Annotated in this window: 19 protein-coding genes; 9 read left to right on the top strand and 10 right to left on the bottom strand. The window is 66.7% G+C overall.

Translation table 11 applies throughout. The annotated features are described in order from the left end of the window. Positions 1–84 precede the first annotated feature (84 nt). A complete protein-coding gene (locus tag H681_RS01570) occupies positions 85–981 on the bottom strand; it encodes a LysR family transcriptional regulator (RefSeq protein ID WP_015475085.1) in 897 nt (298 codons plus the stop codon). Positions 982–1,131: 150 nt separating this feature from the next. On the opposite strand from H681_RS01570, the gene lysM reads away from it, so the two are divergent. Beyond that, complete coding sequence (gene lysM, locus H681_RS01575; RefSeq protein WP_015475086.1) at positions 1,132–1,569, top strand: peptidoglycan-binding protein LysM; 438 nt, start codon at positions 1,132–1,134, stop codon at positions 1,567–1,569. Between the two features lie 36 nt (positions 1,570–1,605). Here the strand turns inward: lysM and yrfG are convergent, their stop codons facing one another. Further along, a complete protein-coding gene (gene yrfG, locus H681_RS01580; RefSeq protein ID WP_015475087.1) occupies positions 1,606–2,268 on the bottom strand; it encodes a GMP/IMP nucleotidase in 663 nt (220 codons plus the stop codon). Positions 2,269–2,393: 125 nt separating this feature from the next. Between yrfG and nudE the strand changes: the two genes are divergently transcribed. The 6 genes from nudE to H681_RS01610 all read left to right on the top strand — a co-directional run bounded on the left by nudE (position 2,394) and on the right by H681_RS01610 (position 7,722). Then, positions 2,394–2,960 (top strand): ADP compounds hydrolase NudE, encoded by a 567-nt coding sequence (nudE, locus tag H681_RS01585; protein WP_015475088.1) that lies wholly within the window; start codon positions 2,394–2,396, stop codon positions 2,958–2,960. Further along, complete coding sequence (cysQ, locus tag H681_RS01590; RefSeq protein ID WP_015475089.1) at positions 2,957–3,778, top strand: 3'(2'),5'-bisphosphate nucleotidase CysQ; 822 nt, start codon at positions 2,957–2,959, stop codon at positions 3,776–3,778. Before nudE ends, cysQ begins: the two co-directional genes overlap by 4 nt. 117 nt (positions 3,779–3,895) lie before the next feature. After that, entirely contained in the window at positions 3,896–4,708 is an 813-nt protein-coding gene (gene mutM, locus H681_RS01595; protein ID WP_015475090.1) for a bifunctional DNA-formamidopyrimidine glycosylase/DNA-(apurinic or apyrimidinic site) lyase, read from the top strand. 79 nt (positions 4,709–4,787) lie between these two features. Next, positions 4,788–5,366 (top strand): lysophospholipid acyltransferase family protein, encoded by a 579-nt coding sequence (locus H681_RS01600; RefSeq protein ID WP_015475091.1) that lies wholly within the window; start codon positions 4,788–4,790, stop codon positions 5,364–5,366. A gap of 84 nt (positions 5,367–5,450) precedes the next feature. After that, on the top strand, positions 5,451–5,789 hold the full coding sequence (locus H681_RS01605; protein ID WP_015475092.1) for a hypothetical protein: 339 nt from the start codon (positions 5,451–5,453) through the stop codon (positions 5,787–5,789). Between the two features lie 82 nt (positions 5,790–5,871). Beyond that, complete coding sequence (locus H681_RS01610; RefSeq protein WP_015475093.1) at positions 5,872–7,722, top strand: Na/Pi cotransporter family protein; 1,851 nt, start codon at positions 5,872–5,874, stop codon at positions 7,720–7,722. Positions 7,723–7,736: 14 nt separating this feature from the next. On the opposite strand, the gene H681_RS01615 is transcribed toward H681_RS01610, so the two are convergent. The 6 genes from H681_RS01615 to H681_RS01640 all read right to left on the bottom strand — a co-directional run bounded on the left by H681_RS01615 (position 7,737) and on the right by H681_RS01640 (position 14,521). Next, positions 7,737–9,440 (bottom strand): gamma-glutamyltransferase family protein, encoded by a 1,704-nt coding sequence (locus H681_RS01615; protein ID WP_015475094.1) that lies wholly within the window; start codon positions 9,438–9,440, stop codon positions 7,737–7,739. A gap of 123 nt (positions 9,441–9,563) precedes the next feature. Then, entirely contained in the window at positions 9,564–9,815 is a 252-nt protein-coding gene (locus tag H681_RS01620; RefSeq protein ID WP_015475095.1) for a YfhL family 4Fe-4S dicluster ferredoxin, read from the bottom strand. Positions 9,816–9,956: 141 nt separating this feature from the next. Further along, positions 9,957–10,436: a pantetheine-phosphate adenylyltransferase gene (coaD, locus tag H681_RS01625; RefSeq protein ID WP_015475096.1), complete on the bottom strand. Its 480-nt coding sequence runs from the start codon at positions 10,434–10,436 to the stop codon at positions 9,957–9,959. Positions 10,437–10,854: 418 nt separating this feature from the next. Further along, positions 10,855–12,450 carry a GMC family oxidoreductase gene (locus H681_RS01630; protein WP_015475097.1) on the bottom strand — a complete coding sequence of 532 codons (1,596 nt, stop codon included), beginning with the start codon at positions 12,448–12,450 and terminating at the stop codon, positions 10,855–10,857. Positions 12,451–12,489: 39 nt separating this feature from the next. Beyond that, positions 12,490–13,035: a hypothetical protein gene (locus H681_RS01635; protein ID WP_015475098.1), complete on the bottom strand. Its 546-nt coding sequence runs from the start codon at positions 13,033–13,035 to the stop codon at positions 12,490–12,492. Between the two features lie 55 nt (positions 13,036–13,090). Beyond that, entirely contained in the window at positions 13,091–14,521 is a 1,431-nt protein-coding gene (locus H681_RS01640; protein WP_015475099.1) for a coniferyl aldehyde dehydrogenase, read from the bottom strand. A gap of 244 nt (positions 14,522–14,765) precedes the next feature. On the opposite strand from H681_RS01640, the gene H681_RS01645 reads away from it, so the two are divergent. After that, positions 14,766–15,419, top strand: a complete 654-nt coding sequence (locus H681_RS01645; protein ID WP_015475100.1) for a TetR/AcrR family transcriptional regulator — start codon at positions 14,766–14,768, stop codon at positions 15,417–15,419. Positions 15,420–15,548: 129 nt separating this feature from the next. On the opposite strand, the gene H681_RS01650 is transcribed toward H681_RS01645, so the two are convergent. Next, positions 15,549–15,965, bottom strand: coding sequence for a GNAT family N-acetyltransferase (locus H681_RS01650; protein WP_015475101.1), 417 nt, complete (start codon positions 15,963–15,965; stop codon positions 15,549–15,551). Positions 15,966–16,048: 83 nt separating this feature from the next. Beyond that, complete coding sequence (locus tag H681_RS01655) at positions 16,049–17,044, bottom strand: hydrolase (RefSeq protein ID WP_015475102.1); 996 nt, start codon at positions 17,042–17,044, stop codon at positions 16,049–16,051. Between the two features lie 107 nt (positions 17,045–17,151). Between H681_RS01655 and H681_RS01660 the strand changes: the two genes are divergently transcribed. Beyond that, positions 17,152–17,505, top strand: a complete 354-nt coding sequence (locus tag H681_RS01660) for a hypothetical protein (RefSeq protein WP_015475103.1) — start codon at positions 17,152–17,154, stop codon at positions 17,503–17,505. Positions 17,506–17,507: the final 2 nt, after the last annotated feature.

A 17,507-nucleotide genomic window follows, 5' to 3' on the forward strand; every position in this document is an offset into this window, starting at 1 on the left:
GTGGTTCTAGTAATGGGGCCAGCCTAGGCCGATGCGGGGAGGGCGTCTAATGGGTAGTGTCGATACCATGATCGACGCCATCTATCATGCGCTTGCGGCATTACCCAGCAGCGCGGCCGCTTCGCGGAAGCAGGCATCGGCCAGGGCCGAGCGCGGTGCGCCACGGCGGATGATCAGGCCGAGCGGGGAGAGGGTGCGCGCGTCCTCTATCGGGGTGAGAACGAAGTGTTCGCCCTGGGCATCGAGTCCGCTGCCCAGCGGCATGATCGCGCAGCACAGGCCGCGCTCCACGGCTTGCACGAGCTGGTGCACGGCATCCGTTTCCAGGCGCGGCTGGGGTGTCAGGCCCCGGCTGCGGAAACCGTGGTCGATGGACTGGCGGAAGTGCATGCCGGCCGAGAGCAGGCCCAGGGGCAGGTCCACCAGGGCATCCCAGCTCAGGCTCGGGCTGTCGATCTGGAAGTGCCGGCGGTCGTGCAGCAGGCCCATCCGCGTGGCGGCCAGTTCCAGTCCTTGGAAGTGCTCGCGGTCGATGCGGTCGAGGTAGGAGAGGCCGAGGTCCAGTTGGTTGCGTCCCAGACCCTCGAGGATGTTCTCCGAGCTCAGGGCATAGAGCTGGAAGCGCAGTTCCGGGTGGCGCTGGGCGAAGAGTTCGATCAGCCGCATGGGGTCGAAGCCCGCCAACGGCACCAGCCCCAGGCGCAGGGTGCCGACCAGTTGCCCACGGCAGGCGGCGGCCTCGGCGTACAGGCCGTCGTGGGCCGCCAGCAGGCTGCGCGCCCAGGCCAGGACGCGTTCGCCGGCCTCGGTGAATCCTTCGAAACGCTGGCCACGCCGTACCAGTTCCAGGCCCAGCTCTTCCTCCAGGCTGCGCAGTCGCATCGACAGGGTCGGCTGGGTGACATGGCAGCGTGCCGCCGCCTGGCCGAAATGCCGCGTTTCGTCGAGGGCGCAGAGGAATTTGAGCTGTTTGATGTCCATCGGTGGATGGCTCCGGAAGCGGCTTTCTGTCGGTTGCTGGCAGGCTTGGGATTAATCCGGCGAGCGTTGCCGATCATGCCGACTAGACTCCTATCGCGCGCGGTCTGCCCAATGCCGGCCGCTGTCACTGTAACCGTAGGGAGGTTGGAAATGGGCATTTTTGCGTTTGTGAAGGAAGCCGGCGAGAAACTCTGGGAGAGTATCGTGGGCCAGGAGGCACAGGCCGCCGAGTCGCTCAAGGAGCATATCGCCAAGGTTGGTCTGGGCAACCCGAACATCCAGGTCAGCGTCGAGGGCGACAAGGTGATCGCCACCGGCGAGGTGGCCAGCCAGGAGGAGAAGGAGAAGATTCTGCTTGCCCTGGGTAACGTCGCGGGGGTGTCCGGTGTCGAGGACCATATCAGCGTGGCCACGCCGACACCGGAGGCGCGTTTCGTCACCGTGAAGAAGGGCGACACCCTGAGCGCCATCGCCAAGGCCGAGTACGGCAACGCCAACGCCTACATGAAGATTTTCGAGGCGAACAAGCCGATGCTCAGCCACCCGGACAAGATCTATCCCGGCCAGGTGCTGCGGATTCCGGAGTAACACCCACGAGCCCGGCCCAGCGCCGGGCTCTTCGTTTCACAGCCCTTCGATCAGCGTCCGGTAGCTGTCCTGGGCGGCGAATTCCTCGGTGTTCTTCGGGCCGTCGCGGCTGTCGGGCTGGCGCACCGCCAGCAGATGGCCGACGCCGAAGTGCCGTGCCGCGCGCAGGATCGGCAGGCTGTCATCGATGAACAGGCTGCGTGCCGGATCGAAGCCGATGTCGGCCTGCAGCGCCTGCCAGAACTGCGGGTCCTCCTTGGGGTAGCCGTAGTCGTGGGAGCTGATGAGGCGGTCGAACCAGGGCGCGAGCTCGACGCGCTCCAGTTTCAGCGACAGCGAATCACGGTGGGCATTGGTGATCAGCACTGCGCGCTTGTCGTTGAGGCGCAGCGCGGCGAGGAACAGGTCGGCGTCCGGGCGCAGGGCGATCAGGTGGGCGACTTCGCGCTTGAGCTCGCGGATCGACAGCCTGAGTTCGCGGCTCCAGAAATCCAGGCAGTACCAGTTGAGCTGTCCGGCGTGGTCGCGGAACAGCGGCAGCAGTTCGGCGTCGGCCTGGGCGCGGCTGATGCCGTGGTGCTCGGCGTAGCGCTGGGGCAGGTGTTCGAGCCAGAAATGGTTGTCGAAGTGCAGGTCGAGCAGGGTTCCGTCCATGTCGAGCAGGACGGTGTCGATGGCTGACCAGGGCAGGCTTGGCATGGCAGGCTCGGTAAAAGGGTGTCGCAATTGCGCGGCGGATCGGCGATCCCGGCGCAAGATCCGACACGGACAATCGGAGAAGGCGGGTTATCATAGCCGACCCGGCCACCCCCAGGAGTTGCCCCATGCGTCAGAAACCCACGGTGCTCGCCCGCGAGATCGTCGCCAAAAGCCGGCTGTTTGCCGTCGAAGAGCTGCAATTGCGCTTCTCCAACGGCGTCGAGCGCACCTATGAGCGTCTGGTCGGCAAGGGACAGGGCTACGGTGCGGTGATGGTGGTCGCGATGCTCGACGCCGAGCACGTGGTCCTGGTCGAGGAATACTGCGCCGGGGTCGACGAATATCAGCTGTCGCTGCCCAAGGGCCTTGTGGAGCCGGGCGAGGACATCCTCGCCGCCGCCGACCGCGAGCTCAAGGAGGAGGCCGGCTACGGCGCCCGTGAGCTGGAGCACATCACCGAGCTGTCGCTGTCGCCGGGCTACATGAGCCAGCGTATCCAGGTGGTGCTGGCGCGCGACCTCTACGCGGAAACGCTGCCCGGCGACGAGCCCGAGCCGATGCGCGTGGACAAGATCAACCTGCGCGAGCTTTCCAGCCTCGCCCAGCATGCCCAGTTCAGCGAAGGTCGCGCCCTGGCCGCGCTCTATCTGGTGCGTGACCTGCTGACCCAGCGCGGGGAATACCAGCCGTGAAACATGCCTTCCTTCCCGCCGTGATCGACCTGGTGCAGCAGGCTGGCGACGTGATCCTGCCGTTCTGGCGGAGCGAACTGGACGTCGAGCGGAAGGCCGACGAGTCGCCGGTGACCGCCGCCGACCTGGCTGCCCACCGCCTGCTGGCCGACGGCCTGCGCGCGTTGGCGCCGGAGGTGCCGGTGCTGTCGGAGGAAGACTGCGCCATCCCGTTGGAGACGCGCGCCCAATGGACGCGCTGGTGGCTGGTGGACCCGTTGGACGGCACCAAGGAGTTCATCGCCGGTAGTGACGAGTTCACCGTCAACGTGGCGCTGATCGAGCGCGGTCGCGTGGTGCTCGGTGTGGTCGGTGTCCCCGCCAGCGGCCGCTGCTACTACGGTGGTGTCGGGCTCGGGGCGTGGCGCGAGGAGCGCGGTGGCGAGCCGCAGGAAATCGGTGTGCGTCTCAGCCCCGGCGAAGCCTTCACCGTGGTGGCCAGCAAGCGCCATTCGAGCCCTGCACAGGAGCGCCTGCTGGCTGGCCTGGCGGAGCGATTCGGCGATCTGCAACTGGCCAATATCGGCAGCTCGTTGAAATTCTGTCTGCTGGCCGAGGGTGCGGCGGACTGCTATCCGCGCCTGGCGCCCACCTCGCAGTGGGATACCGCGGCGGCCCAGGGCGTGCTGGAAGGCGCTGGCGGTGAAGTGCTCGACCTGCATGGCCAGACATTCACCTATGAGTCCCGGGAGAGTTTCCTCAACTCCTCGTTCCTTGCCCTGCCGCAGGCCGCGGAGTGGCGCGAGGAGCTGATCCAGCTGGCGCGTGCGCTGGACTGATTGGCCCTGCTGCTTTGCGTAAGCGAGCTTGCTCGCGAACCAGACTGACGCCGGTGTTGCCGGTCGACCCGTTCGCGAGCAAGCTCCTACAAAAACCTTCTTCTGCCGTCGTGATCCATGCCTGAATTACCCGAAGTCGAAACCACCCGCCGGGGCATCGCGCCCTATCTCGAAGGCCAGCGCGTCAGCCGCGTGATCGTCCGCGAACGCCGTCTGCGCTGGCCGATCCCGGAGGATCTCGACGTACGTCTCTCCGGGCAGCGCATCCTGCAGGTGGAGCGGCGCGCCAAATACTTGTTGCTCAATGCCGAGGTCGGCACGCTGATCAGCCACCTGGGCATGTCGGGCAGTCTGCGCCTGGTCGAATGCGGGCTACCGGCGGCGCGCCACGAGCACGTGGACATCGAGCTGGAGTCGGGCCTGGCGCTGCGCTACACCGATCCCCGGCGTTTCGGCGCGCTGCTGTGGAGCCAGGCGCCGCTGGAGCACGAATTGCTGCGCCACCTCGGGCCGGAGCCGTTGACCGACGCCTTCGAGGGCGAGCGGCTGTACCAGCTGTCCCGTGGCCGCAGCATGGCGGTGAAGCCCTTCATCATGGACAACGCGGTGGTGGTCGGCGTGGGCAACATCTACGCCACCGAGGCGCTGTTCGCCGCCGGCATCGATCCGCGCCGCGAGGCCGGCTCCATCTCCCGTGCCCGCTACCTGAAGCTGGCGCAGGAGATCAAGCGCATCCTGGCGATCGCCATCGAGCGCGGCGGCACCACGCTGCGCGATTTCGTCGGCGGCGACGGCCAGCCGGGCTACTTCCAGCAGGAGCTGTTCGTCTACGGACGCGGTGGCGAGTTCTGCAAGGTGTGTGGCTCGACCCTGCGCGAGGTTCGCCTCGGCCAGCGCGCCAGCGTGTACTGTCCGCGCTGCCAACGTTGACGTTTCCCGTCGCCGTTAACCTGTCGCACCCCAACCCATAACAACAATGGCCCCTTGCGAGGGGGCCGCCAGGTGATTCATGTCCGGCAATTATCTGCCCCGCAATCCGTTCGCCGAGGCGCTCGGCCACGCCATGCTGCGCCTTTCGGGCTGGCGCATCGAAGGCTCGCTGCCCGCCCTCGACAAGTTCGTGGTGATCGGCGCCCACCACACCTCCAACTGGGACTTCGTGCTGTTCCTCGCCGCCAAGTTCGTGCTGCGCCTGAATGCACGCTGGTTCGGCAAGCACACCCTGTTCAGCGGGCCCTTGGGCGGGATGATGCGCCGCTGGGGCGGGATTCCGATCCAGCGCCATCTCAAGCTCAATACCGTGGACCAGGCGGTACAGGCCTTCCATGAGAGCCGCGAGATGATGCTGATCCTCTCGCCGGAGGGTACGCGCAAGAAGGTCGAGCGCTGGAAAATGGGCTTCTACCACATCGCCCGTGGCGCGGGCGTGCCCATCGTGCTGGCGGCGCTGGATTATCCGGGGCGGCGCATCGTCATTGGCGAGCCTTACTGGCCGACCGGAGACGAAGCGGGGGACCTGCGGCGGATGCTGGATTTCTACCAGCCGTTCGTACCGAAAAAGCCTGAATATGCATTCTTCGGCGATTGAAGGCGGTCACGCGACAAGTCATGGAGCGCTGTTATAGTTACTGGCAGTCTGCCTGCCCAACTACATAAAAAAGGACTTCCTTCCATGAACCTGTTTCGCACCACCGCCGCTGTCCTGGCTTTGACTTGTGGGCTGTCGGCGATGCCGGTCGCTGCCGATGAAGTGACGGCCAACTCCAGCGGCGATCCGATCTACACCGTCGAGGCTCCGCCGGGCTATGCCATGATGGGCGACCTGATCTTCGCGCGTCCGCTGCTGATCGCCGCCACCGTGGTGGGCGCCGCGGCATTCGTGGTGACCCTGCCGTTCAGCGCGTTGGGCGGTAACGTCAAGGAAGCGGGCCAGGCGCTGGTGGTCGAGCCGGGCAAGGCGGCCTTCGTGCGTTGCCTGGGGTGCACCACGAGCGGCTACAAGCAGGACTGATTTCCGTCGATAGGGGGCGGCTGCCTTCGGGCCGCCCTGTGATAGGGAGCGCATCGGCGGCGATGCGTTGAGCAGGTAGCGTATGGAAACGACCCGGCTGAAGAAGCATCTGCGTCCAGTGCTTCTGCTGCTGGTTGCCGTGGGGCTCGGCTACAGCTTCTGGTCCAGTGCCGGCCTGCTGCAGTTGGGAGCCGGGCTGGCGCTGTTCCTGTTCGGCATGCAGTGCCTGGAAGAAGGGCTGCGCGACCTGGCCGGCAGCCAGTTGGAGCGCTGGCTCGAAAAGAGCACCGCGACCCGGGGCAAGAGCCTGCTGTTCGGCCTCTTCGGCACCTTCCTGCTGCAATCTTCCACCCTGGTTTCCCTGCTCACCATTGCCTTCATCAGTACCGGGCTGATCCAGCTGGCCGGTGGCATCGCCATCCTGTTCGGCGCGAATCTGGGCGCCACCAGCGGCATCTGGCTGCTCGCCCTGGCCGGGCAGAACCTGAGCCTGAGCCCGCTGGCGCTGCCGCTGCTGGTCCTCGGCGTGCTGATGGGTTTCAACGGCGCCAGGAGCAAGGCCGCCGGACGCATCCTGCTGGGGATCGCCTTCATCTTCCTGGGCATCGACCAGATCAAGGAAGGTTTCGGAAGCTTCGGCGATGCGATGGACATGAGCGAGCTGCGTTCGGAAGGCATGCTCGGCGCGCTGCTGTTCGTCACCTTCGGCATCCTCATCACCGTGGTGCTGCAATCCAGCCACGCGACCCTGATGCTGACTCTCGCCGCCCTGGCCGGCGGCCAGCTGGAGCTGGGCCAGAGCCTGGCGATCGCCATCGGCTCCAACGTCGGCAGCAGTGTCACCACGGCCTTCGTTGGCTCCCTGGGCGGCAACCGCAGCGGGCAGCGGCTGGCGCTGGCGCACGTGCTGTTCAACGTGGTCACCGGGGTGCTGGCGTTCTTCCTGCTCTCGCCGCTGACCTGGCTGGTGCACTGGCTGGTGACGCCGCTGGGGCTGGCGGACAACCCGATGATCCAGCTGGCGCTGTTCCACAGCCTGTTCAACGGCATGGGCGTGGCGCTGTTCTGGCCGCTGCAGGGCGCGCTGGCCACCGCGCTGGCGCGCTGGCTGCCGGAAGTGGAGGAGCCGCCGGTGCTGATCACCGACATGGCGCCGGCGCTGCCGACCCTCGAGCGCACCCATGCGCGCTACCTCAACGAACGGGCGCTGGATTCCGCCGATGCCTCGGCCAGTGCGGTGCTTCAGGAACTGCGCCACCTCGGCCGCCTGAGCATCGAGGTGATCTGCCACGCGCTGTACCTGCCGGTGGAGATGCTCAACCAGCCGCGAGTGGACGAACGCCAGTTGCTGGCCGCGCCGGATCGCCACGCGCTGTCCGCGGAAGTGCTCTACCAGCGCCACATCAAGGGCGTCTATGGCGACCTGCTGAGCTTCATGGGCCGCCTGGACGTGCCGCTGGACGATGAGCACCAGCGTCTCTGGCTGTCCTGTCAGGTGGTGGCGCTGCAACTGGTCGATGCGGTGAAGGATGCCAAACACTTGCAGAAGAACCTCGGCCAGGCGCTGCTGGGCGAACCCTCGGCCATGCGCGAGGCCTATCTGGAACTGCGCCGGCACCTGCTCGGCATGCTGCGGGAAGTGCGGGCGGTGGGCGCCTTGATCGGCGGCGAGCTGCCCGCAGACGCGCTGCACGCACGCCTGCAACTACTCGACGAGAGTGCGGCGGCGTTCGACGCGGCCTTCCGCCAGCGTCTGTTCGCCGCCGTGCGCCGGCAGGAGCTGGACGGCCTGCAGACCAGTTCGCTGATGAACGACCTGGGCTACGTCAGCCGCATCATCCAGAGTCTGCGCAACGTGTTGCAGCTGGGCACCGAACACGGCCTGTTCGAACCGCACGAGGACGACGACGCGCCGGCCCTGATCCTCCCCTGATCAGTCTGTCCGGGTCAGCGCAGCGGCGCCGCCAGTTCGGTGGCCAGACCGATGCCGCGCGGGTCGCTGGCGGACTGCACCTCGCCGGACTTCTTGTTCCACAGCAGCACCTGCTGGTTGCCGTAGGCGCGGCCGACATCCTTGAGCGAGTAGCCACGGCGATTCAGTTCGGCCATTTCGCTGCCGCTGAAGGTGCGCGGTTCGTGCTCGATCACGTCCGGCAGATACTGATGGTGATAGCGCGGGGAAGATACCCAGCGCTGCACCGGCTTGCCGTCCAGGTAGTCCAGCATCGCCAGCAGCACCATGCTGGGGATGCGGCTGCCGCCGGGGGTGCCGAACGCCGCCAGCTCCGTCGGGCTCTCGATGAAGCTCGGGCTCATGCTCGACAGTGGGCGCTTGCCCGACGCCACGGCGTTGGCCTGGCTGCCGGCCAACTGGTAGGCATTGGCGCCGCTGACGTCGGTGGCGAAGTCGTCCATCTCGTCGTTGAGCAGCACGCCGGTGCCGGGCACGGTGAAGGCCGCGCCGAACGGCAGGTTGACCGAGAGGGTCGCGGCTACGGCGTTGCCATCGGCATCCATGACCACGAAATGGGTGGTGTGGTCGCCCTCGCGCCAGGCGGGCGTTGCGGGCAGCGATGAGCTGGGGGTGGCGCGCTGTGGGTCGATGCCGTCGGCCAGTCGCTTGAGGTAGGCGGGGGCGAGCAGTTGCGGCAGCGGGTTGGCGACGCGGTCGGGGTCGCCCAGCAGGCCGCGGTCGCGGTAGGCGCGGCGTAGCACTTCCACCACATAGTGGGCGCGCTGAACCGGCTCGGCCTTCTGCCAGGGCAGTTGCTGCAACATCCCCAGGCTCTGGGCCAGGGCGACGCCGCCGGCGGAGGGCGGTGGCGCACTGATCAGCTCGCGCCCGCCGTCCAGTGGGAAGCGCAGGGCCTGGCGTTCGACGGTGCGGTAGCTGGCCAGGTCCTCCAGGCTCCAGATACCGCCGGCGGCGCGCACGCCCTCGACCAGTTTCTCGGCGGTTTCCCCTTCGTAGAAGCCGATGCGTCCGTAGCGCGCCAGGCGCTCCAGGGTGCGCGCCAGTTCCGGCTGGCGCAGCAGGTCCCATTCTTCGGGCAGGTTGCCCTGGGCGAGGAAGATGCGCGCGGTCTCGCGGTCCTTGCGCATCGCGTCCAGGCGCCAGGAGGCGCGGTCGATGTAGATGCGGTCGACGGAGACGCCGTCGGTGGCCAGACGGATCGCCGGGACCAGGTTATTGGCCAGGGTCTTCCTGCCGTAGCGGCTGGTGATGTCCGCGAGCGCGGCGGGCAGGCCGGGGATGCCGGCGGCGAGCGCGCCGTTGAGCGACAGTTGCGGGTCGACCTTGCCGTTGCGCTCGTACATGCGCGCGTGGGCGGTCAGCGGGGCGCGCTCGCGGGCGTCGATGAAGCGGTAGGTCGGCGGATCGCCCGCCTGGCGCAGCAGGAAGAAACCGCCGCCGCCCAGGCCCGAGCCGTAGGGTTCGGCCACCGCCAGCGCGGCGCTGATGGCCACGGCGGCGTCGAAGGCATTGCCGCCGTCGGCAAGGGTCTCCAGGCCGGCAACGGTAGCCGATGGGTGCGCCGTGGCGACGCTGGCCTGGGCCGGGTGTTCCGCGGCATGCAGGGCGGCGCTGAGCAGCAGGAGGCTGCAGACGCCGAGCAGGGAAGCGCGGGAGCGGAAATTCAACAGGGACATGGCATCTCACGAACCGCCGGCTGTGCCGGCCGGAAACCTAATGGGGCGAAGGTAGGAGGATAGACAATCCCGCAGCCCGGCGGTTTGTGAGAACTCAATGAAAAAATGTCGAAACGCGAGGGATCAGGCCTTGCCGGTGAGCTTCTTGTATTTCTCCATCAGCTCATCCTTGCTCTCGACGTTGTTTTCGTCGAGCGGGATGCAGTCGACCGGACAGACCTGCTGGCACTGCGGTTCGTCGTAGTGGCCGACGCATTCGGTGCACAGGTTCGGGTCGATGACGTAGATCTCCTCACCCTGGGAGATCGCAGCATTGGGGCACTCGGGTTCGCAGACGTCGCAGTTGATGCAATCGTCGGTGATTTTCAGGGACATCGAACAACTCCAACCGTGGAAGGGCCCACGGCGATCGGTAGCACAATGGTGAAATTGTGCCGCATCGGCGCGCGCAGTGCACGCGGCCCGGCGGAAGGGGCTCTGGAATCGGGGCGGCCGCCATCCGTGGCGGCGTCGCGGTCAGCGCTTGAAGCGCTCGGCCAGGGCGTTGGCCACCGCGGGATGGACGAACTTGGCGATATCGCCGCCCAGCGCCGCGATCTCGCGCACCAGGGTGGAGGAGATGAAGGAGTACTTCTCCGACGGCGTGAGGAACATGCTTTCCAGGTCGGGGGCGAGCTGGCGGTTCATGTTGGCCAGCTGGAACTCGTACTCGAAGTCCGACACCGCGCGCAGGCCGCGCAGCAGGATGTTGGCGTTCTGTTCCTTGGCGAAATGCGCGAGCAGCGAGGAGAAGCCGACGACTTCGACATTGGGCAGGTGCGAGGTGACCTGGCGGGCCAGCTCTACGCGTTGTTCCAGCGGGAACAGGGGGTTTTTCTTGGGGCTGGCGGCGACGGCAATGATCACCTGGTCGAACAGCCGCGAGGCGCGTTCGACCAGATCTGCATGGCCTTTGGTGATGGGGTCGAAGGTACCCGGGTACAGCACTCGATTCATCGCGGCGTCCTGGTCGGCTCTTGTTGGCAGGCTGGGCAATAGCGGGCGGATGGTAACGCAGCAGGTCCGTGGGGCCAAGCGACCTTGGTAGTGCTTCCGCACACGGACTACCGGAGTTTATAAGTGACGGACCGGACAGTCCCGCGCAGGCCCCATTCCAGAGCCTGCGCGCGCGGTTTGCCGATTGTTGTCTCCTGGTAACGAGCTTGCTCGCGAACAACTTCGCCGCGGCGTTGGTTCGCGAACAAGGACCGGGCGTTCCCCGCAATCCTGCGTCCGCCAGATTGCGCCGAAAGTACCCGGCCCTTGTAGGAGCGAGCTTGCTCGCGAACCGCCCAGCTCTGATGTCTCCGGTAAACCCTGTTCGCGAGCAAGCTCGCTCCTGCGAAAGGCCGCCCGGCATGGGGCGGGGTTCGTATTAGGCCTTGCCCAGTCGCTCGGCCAGCGCGGCGGAAAGCTGCGCGGTGAGACCGTAGACCGACAACTGCGGGTTGGCGCCGATACTGGTGGGGAACAGCGAGCCGTCGTGGATCGACAGGTTCTGCAACTGGTGGTGACGGCCGAGGCTGTCGCACACCGCCTGCCCGGGGTCCTCGCCCATCGCGCAGCCGCCCATCACGTGGGCGCTGCCCAGTCGGGTGCGGTAGAGCTCCAGGCTGAGGCCGTCGATCAGGGCGTGGACTTCCTTGGCGCTCTTCACATAGCCGGCGTCGGCATGCATCGGCAGCACGGCCTTGGCGCCGGCGGCGAACTGGATGTCGGCCATGGTGTGGAAGGCGCGGCGGATGCCGTCCCAGGTGTAGTCGGTCATCTGGTAGTCGAGCACCGGCGTGTCGTCGCCGCGCAGGCTGACGGTGCCGACGGCGCTGTCCGGGTGGAAGCCGTCGCGCATGAGGGCGAGGATCACGTTGGTGTGCGGCAGCTGTTCCATGCGCAGGGCGTTGTCTTCGCCGAAGCGGCCGAGCAGGGTGGCGCTGAGCGCCGGTTGCAGCGGCGGCACTTCGAGCTTGTAGGACATGCGTCCGGTGGCGCCGTCGTCCCACTGGAAGTGGTCGGAGTAGATCGACTGCGGCGCGCCGTAGAAGGGATTGATCACTTCGTCGAACAGCGCGGCGCTGAAGTTCACCACGTGCAGGAAGGTGCGCTGGCCCACGCGGCCGTTGGGGTCCGGCGCCTTGGAGCGCATGAGGATCGCCGGGGTGTTGATGCCGCCGCCGGAGAGCACGTAGTGGCGCGCCTTGACGGTGATCTTGCGGCCGGTGGGGGCGACGCAGCGTTCGTCCAGGGCCAGGCATTCCAGGCCGCTGACCTTGTCGCCGTCGATCAGCAGGCGGTTGGCACGGGCCAGGAAAAGCAGCTCGCCGCCTTTATCCAGGGTGGCCGGGATGGTGGTCACCAGCATCGACTGCTTGGCGTTGGTCGGGCAGCCCATCCCGCAATAGCCCAGGTTCCAGCAGCCGCGCACGTTGCGCGGGATGACCTTCCAGTGCAGGCCGAGCTTGTCGCAACCCTTGCGGATCACGTCGTTGTTCGCGTTCGGCGGCAGCGCCCAGGGCGCGACGCCCAGGCGTTGTTCCATCTTCTCGAACCAGGGCGCCATCTCGGCCACGCTGTGACCCTTGACGCCGTGCTCCTTGGCCCAGTGTTCCAGGGTCGGTTCCGGCGTGCGGAAGCTGGAGGTCCAGTTGACCAGGGTGGTGCCGCCCACGGCGCGGCCCTGGAGGATGGTGATGGCGCCATCCTTGCTCATCCGGCCGATACCTTCCTGGTACAGGCTCGGGTAGGCGTCGGCTTCCTGCATCTTGAAGTCGGAGCTGGTCTTGAGCGGCCCTTCTTCCACCAGCAGCACCTTGTAGCCGGCGGCGCTGAGGATTTCGGCGGTGGTGCCGCCGCCCGCGCCGGTGCCGACGATGACCACGTCGGCTTCGAGGGTCAGGTCGTTTTCCAGGCGCGAGCCGTCATGGACTTTCCAGCCACCGGCCAGGCCGGCGGCGAACAGATCGGGTACAGGCATCGGGATTCTCTCAGGCTAATTCTGGTTGTTCTGGCGGGCTCAGACCTTCGGCGGGCCGGGGTAGCCGCAGTGGCCCCAGGATTCCGGGCGGCCATACCAGGCCATCAGGACCAACTGCAGCAGCGAGCTGTGGCCCATCTTCAGCAGCGAGATCGAACTGTTCTGCCAACGTTCGAGGAAGTGCTTCACGTCCGCGGCGCTGGCGTTCTCCCAACTGCCCCAGATGCCGGTCAGCGGGCCGCGGGTGATCGGCAGGGCGAGCACGTCGAACAGCTGGACGGTGAGCTTGAGCATCTCCGGCGAGAGGCGATGGAGGCTGTAGTCGAGGCTTTCCAGGGTGCCCTTGACCGCCTCGGCCATGCGTTCGGCCGGCACGGCGCCGGCCAGCATCACCGGGATCAGCGCGCGCAGGAAGGGCATGTCGGAGTCGCGCAGCACGTTGTAGCCATTGGCCGGAGCGCTGGCCGAACAGCCGCTGAGGGTGGCCGTGACGCCGGCGGTGGCGAGGAAGGCGCTGCCCATCAGGCCGATCTTGAGGACGCCGCGCCGGGACAGGCCCGGCGCGCTCAGGGAGGTGTCTGTCATTCTTGTTGTTTCACCTGTGCGGGAGGGCCGCCGGGGTGGCCGGCGGCCGGAAAGGTCAGCGGATGAACAGTTTGTAGACCAGCTTCTGCAGCGACTTGCCGTAGGGCGGGTAGATCACCCGGGCGGCATTGAAACGCGGCTTGCTGAACACACCCTTGGCCTTGCTGAAGGTCAGGAAGCCTTCGTGGCCGTGGTAGTGCCCCATGCCCGACGGGCCGACGCCGCCGAAGGGCATGTCGTCCTGGGCCACGTGCAGCAGGGTGTCGTTCAGGCACACGCCGCCCGAATGGGTCTGGGCCAGTACGTGGTCCTGCTCGCGCTTGTCGTAGCCGAAGTAGTACAGCGCCAGCGGGCGGTCGCGTTCGTTGATGTAGTGCAGTGCCTGGTCGAGGTTCTGGTAGGGGATCACCGGCAGCAGCGGGCCGAAGATTTCCTCCTGCATCACCTTCATCTCGTCGGTCACGTTCAGCAGCAGCGCTTGCGGCAGGCGGCGGCCCTGGGCCTGTGGGAACAGCGGGATGACCGTGGCGCCGCGGGACTGGGCGTCGGCCAGGTAGCCGTTCAGGCGCGACAGCTGGCGCTCGTTGATGATCGCGGTGTAGTCCGGGTTGTTCTCCAGTTTCGGGAAGAAGCCCTGGACCACCTGGCGGTAGCTCTCGACGAACTCGTCGACACGGTTATGCGGCACCAGTACGTAGTCCGGCGCCACGCAGGTCTGCCCGGCGTTGAGCGACTTGCCGAAGGCGATGCGCTCGGCGGCGTCCTTCATCGGCACGCTGGCCGAGATGATGGCCGGCGACTTGCCGCCCAGCTCCAGAGTCACCGGGGTGAGGTTCTCGGCGGCGGCGCGCATAACATGCTTGCCGATGCTGGTGGCGCCGGTGAACAGCAGGTGGTCGAAGGGCAGCTTGGAGAAGGCCACGCCCACCTCCACCTCGCCTTCGACGACCGCCACCATGTCCTCGGGGAAGATCTTGCCCAGCAGCGCCTTGAGCATGCGCGCGCTGGCCGGGGTGGATTCGCTCATCTTGATCATCACCCGGTTGCCGGCGGCCAGGGCGCCGGTCAGCGGGCCGATGGCGAGGAACAGCGGGTAGTTCCACGGCACGATCACGCCCACCACGCCCAGCGGCTGGTAGATGACCTTGGCCGAGGCCGGCATGAACTGCATGCCCACGCTGCGGCGCGAGGGCTTCATCCACTTCTTCACGCGCTTGGCGGCGTAGTGCACGCCGTGCAGGCTGGGCATCACCTCGGCCAGCAGGGTCTCGTCGGCGGCGCGGTTGCTGAAGTCGCTGCTGATCGCCTCGATGATCGCCTGCTGCTCGCTCACCAGCAGGTTGGCAAGGCTTTTCAGCCAGGCGATGCGCTGGCCGGCGTCGGGCATCGGATTGGCGCGATAGGCCTGGCGCTGGCGCTCGAGGAGGGATTCCAGCTGGCTGATCTGCTGCTGGCTCTGCTGCAGGTAGGCGAGGTCGGCGACCATGACGGGGCTCCTTGGCGGAAGCGGCTGGGGAAGCGGTCCGGGAATTTCCCGCAAGAGTTTCGGACGCTTCGCGTTGTTATGCTGTTGCTGGATTTTTAGAGCAATTACTCTAGACTGTCAATCAGCATGCCGTTTCCACTTCGCCGGGCCCAGCCAACGAAATGCTGGAAGGTGCCCGCCCAGGTGTTACGCGGTAGCAATCGGTGTACCTTTGCCCCGCAATCCGTTTTCACGAGTTCCGCGAATGGCCCCACGCATCAAGACCCGCGAGCGTATCGCCCAGGCCAGCCTGGAGCTGTTCAACGCCCAGGGCGAACGCAGCGTCACCACCAACCACATCGCCGCACACCTGGGGATTTCGCCGGGCAACCTGTACTACCACTACCGTAACAAGCAGGCGATCATCGCCGAGCTGTTCACCGAGTACGAAGGACAGGTGGATCAGTTCCTGCGCCTGCCCGAAGGCCGCGCGCTGACGGTGGAAGACAAGATCTACTACCTGGAGTCGCTGCTGGCGGCGATGTGGCGCTACCGCTTCCTGCACCGGGACCTCGAACACCTGCTCGACGCCGACCCGGAGCTGGCCGCCAACTACCGCAGCTTCGCCCGCCGCGCGCTGGTCAACGCCAAGACGGTCTATCGCGGCTTCGTCGACGCCGGCATCCTGCTGATGGACGACACCCAGCTCGAATCCCTGACCCTCAACGCCTGGATCATCCTCACCTCCTGGGTGCGTTTCCTGTGCACCACCCGCGAAGTGGCTGGCGACCTCAGCGAAGGCGAGCTGCGCCGGGGGCTCTACCAGGTGCTGGCGCTGGAGAGCGGACACATCGCTCCCGATGCGCGCGAGGCGGTGGCGGCGGTGTTCGATCGGTTGTACGTGCCGCTGGAAGGTTGATTTTCCGAGGGGTTCGAGCAGCGCCGATACTTTCGCGTGGCTGTTTCTCCCTCACCCCAGCCCTCTCCCTCAGGAGCGAGGCGCGCAGCCAGGGCTAGGGTGAGGGGCTCTCGTCGCGCGCTATCCCTCTCAAGCCCCCGCCTTGCGCGGCCCCGGCACCCTCGGCCGGCGCAGTGCAATACCGTGACGCACGAAGAACTCCTCCACCCCCTCGGTTGCATCGGTATAGAGCGTGCGCTGCGGATGATCGGCCAGGAAGCGCGTCATCAGCAGGTGCCCCACGCCACGCGACTGGAAACCCGGCAGCACGGCGATTTCCGCCAGCCAGGTGGTCTGCGCCGTTTCGCTCTCGGCCCGTAGCAGGCCGATGACCTGTTCGCCGTCCAGGGCCAGCAGGGTGTAGCTGGAGAACTCGTAGAGCTCGCGTATTTCCTGCGCCGTACCGGGCGAACCCCAGCCCACCGCGCGATAAAGCGCGGCGATCCCGGCGCACTGCGCATCGCTTAGTACCGGGTTGTGCAGAATCGTCAGCGCTGTGTCGGTCATGGCATCACTCCTGTCCGGCCTTCCCTTCCTGGGTACGCCTCCAGTCTGCCCCATTGCGGCCACGACCGGCTGATCCAGGGCAGTCAGGCGCCGTGCCGCTGCCGCAGCCATTGTGGGATGCGGCGCTCCAGATAGTAATCCGGTCGCCCCGGCGAGCCGCCGATGAAGCCGACATGGCCGCCGTGGGCCTGCAGCTCCAGTTCGGTGGACGTCGACAGCTCGCCGGCCTGCGGAATGCTCCGGGCATGAATGAAGGGATCGTCGCTGGACTGGATGACCAGGGTCGGCACGCGGATGCCGCCCAGGTAATAGCGGCTCGACGCGCGGCGATAGTAGTCGTGGACGTCGGCGAAACCGTGCAGCGGCGCGGTCACCCGGTCGTCGAAATCCCAGAAGGTGCGCATGCCGTCCAGCGGCCCGAGGCGCTCCAGCGTGGCGAGGTTTTCCGCATGGCCGCCAGCGGCGAAGGCCTGGCGCTTGGTCTGCACGTAGGCCACCAGCTCACGCATGAAATGCGCCTGATAGACCTTGGAGAAACCGATGCCGATGCGGTCGGCGCACTGGTCCAGGCGGAACGGCACCGATACCGCCACCGCGCCGTGCAATGGGCATCCGGCGGAGGACTCGCCCAGGTACTTGAGCAGCACGTTGCCGCCCAGCGAATAGCCCACGGCATAGAGCGGCGCCATCGGCCGCTTCGCCCGCAGGTGAGTGACCACGGCGGCGAGGTCTTCGCTGACGCCGGAGTGGTAGCCGCGCGGCAGCAGGTTCGATTCCCCGGAACAGCCCCGCCAGTTCAGCGCCACGCTGGCCCAGCCCTGTGCCGCCAGTTGCTGCTGCAGACCGAGGATGTAGTGCGAGGACGAGGAGCCGGTCAGCCCGTGCAGCGCCAGCACCAGCGGCGTATCGGCCTCATGCGGGCCGTGCCAGTCCAGGTCGATGAAATCGCCGTCCTCCAGCCACAGCCGCTCGCGGATGCGCGCAAGGCTCGGCAACTGGCGCAGCAGGGAGCCGTAGAGCGTCTGCAGGTGCGGGCCGGGGAGCCACCAGGCGGGTTTGAACGGGGAGGGTATAGTCATCACGGATCAAATGGGCCGACGAGCTGTGATAGTAACGCCAAGTCGGCCGTGCAATGGATGCCTTGTGCATCCGCCGCCAGGGAAACCCACGCAAAGGAGGGGATGGCATGTGGAAGCAAATCGCGGCGTTGAGCCTGGCATTGTGGCTGGCCGCGTGTGGCGAGCCGGTGCCGCAGGAGCACCGGTCATACGTCGGCTTATGGACGTCAGCGGAGATGAGCTTGCTGGTTACAGCGGACGGCCGTGTTGCCTACAAGCGGATTTCGGGCAGTACTTCAAAGTCCATCGAGGCGCCGATCAAGCGCTACGAAGCCGACGGATTCACCGTGGGGTTCGGTCCGTTCGACACGCACTTCAAGGTCTCCAGGCCGCCCTACCAGGACGGTAGCCAATGGAAGATGGTGGTCGACGGTGTGGAGCTGGTGCGCACCAGCACCGTCGATGTCGGGAAGTCGATATGAGC

It is taken from the genome of Pseudomonas sp. ATCC 13867 (assembly GCF_000349845.1).
Classification (GTDB): Bacteria; Pseudomonadota; Gammaproteobacteria; order Pseudomonadales; family Pseudomonadaceae; genus Pseudomonas.

Coding starts and splice junctions, on each gene's coding strand:
- H681_RS01570 (WP_015475085.1), bottom strand. CDS start 981: ATGGACATCAAACAGCTCAAATTCCTCTGCGCCCTCGACGAAACGCGG.
- lysM (WP_015475086.1), top strand. CDS start 1,132: ATGGGCATTTTTGCGTTTGTGAAGGAAGCCGGCGAGAAACTCTGGGAG.
- yrfG (WP_015475087.1), bottom strand. CDS start 2,268: ATGCCAAGCCTGCCCTGGTCAGCCATCGACACCGTCCTGCTCGACATG.
- nudE (WP_015475088.1), top strand. CDS start 2,394: ATGCGTCAGAAACCCACGGTGCTCGCCCGCGAGATCGTCGCCAAAAGC.
- mutM (WP_015475090.1), top strand. CDS start 3,896: ATGCCTGAATTACCCGAAGTCGAAACCACCCGCCGGGGCATCGCGCCC.
- H681_RS01600 (WP_015475091.1), top strand. CDS start 4,788: ATGTCCGGCAATTATCTGCCCCGCAATCCGTTCGCCGAGGCGCTCGGC.
- H681_RS01605 (WP_015475092.1), top strand. CDS start 5,451: ATGAACCTGTTTCGCACCACCGCCGCTGTCCTGGCTTTGACTTGTGGG.
- H681_RS01610 (WP_015475093.1), top strand. CDS start 5,872: ATGGAAACGACCCGGCTGAAGAAGCATCTGCGTCCAGTGCTTCTGCTG.
- H681_RS01615 (WP_015475094.1), bottom strand. CDS start 9,440: ATGTCCCTGTTGAATTTCCGCTCCCGCGCTTCCCTGCTCGGCGTCTGC.
- H681_RS01620 (WP_015475095.1), bottom strand. CDS start 9,815: ATGTCCCTGAAAATCACCGACGATTGCATCAACTGCGACGTCTGCGAA.
- coaD (WP_015475096.1), bottom strand. CDS start 10,436: ATGAATCGAGTGCTGTACCCGGGTACCTTCGACCCCATCACCAAAGGC.
- H681_RS01630 (WP_015475097.1), bottom strand. CDS start 12,450: ATGCCTGTACCCGATCTGTTCGCCGCCGGCCTGGCCGGTGGCTGGAAA.
- H681_RS01635 (WP_015475098.1), bottom strand. CDS start 13,035: ATGACAGACACCTCCCTGAGCGCGCCGGGCCTGTCCCGGCGCGGCGTC.
- H681_RS01640 (WP_015475099.1), bottom strand. CDS start 14,521: ATGGTCGCCGACCTCGCCTACCTGCAGCAGAGCCAGCAGCAGATCAGC.
- H681_RS01645 (WP_015475100.1), top strand. CDS start 14,766: ATGGCCCCACGCATCAAGACCCGCGAGCGTATCGCCCAGGCCAGCCTG.
- H681_RS01650 (WP_015475101.1), bottom strand. CDS start 15,965: ATGACCGACACAGCGCTGACGATTCTGCACAACCCGGTACTAAGCGAT.
- H681_RS01655 (WP_015475102.1), bottom strand. CDS start 17,044: ATGACTATACCCTCCCCGTTCAAACCCGCCTGGTGGCTCCCCGGCCCG.
- H681_RS01660 (WP_015475103.1), top strand. CDS start 17,152: ATGTGGAAGCAAATCGCGGCGTTGAGCCTGGCATTGTGGCTGGCCGCG.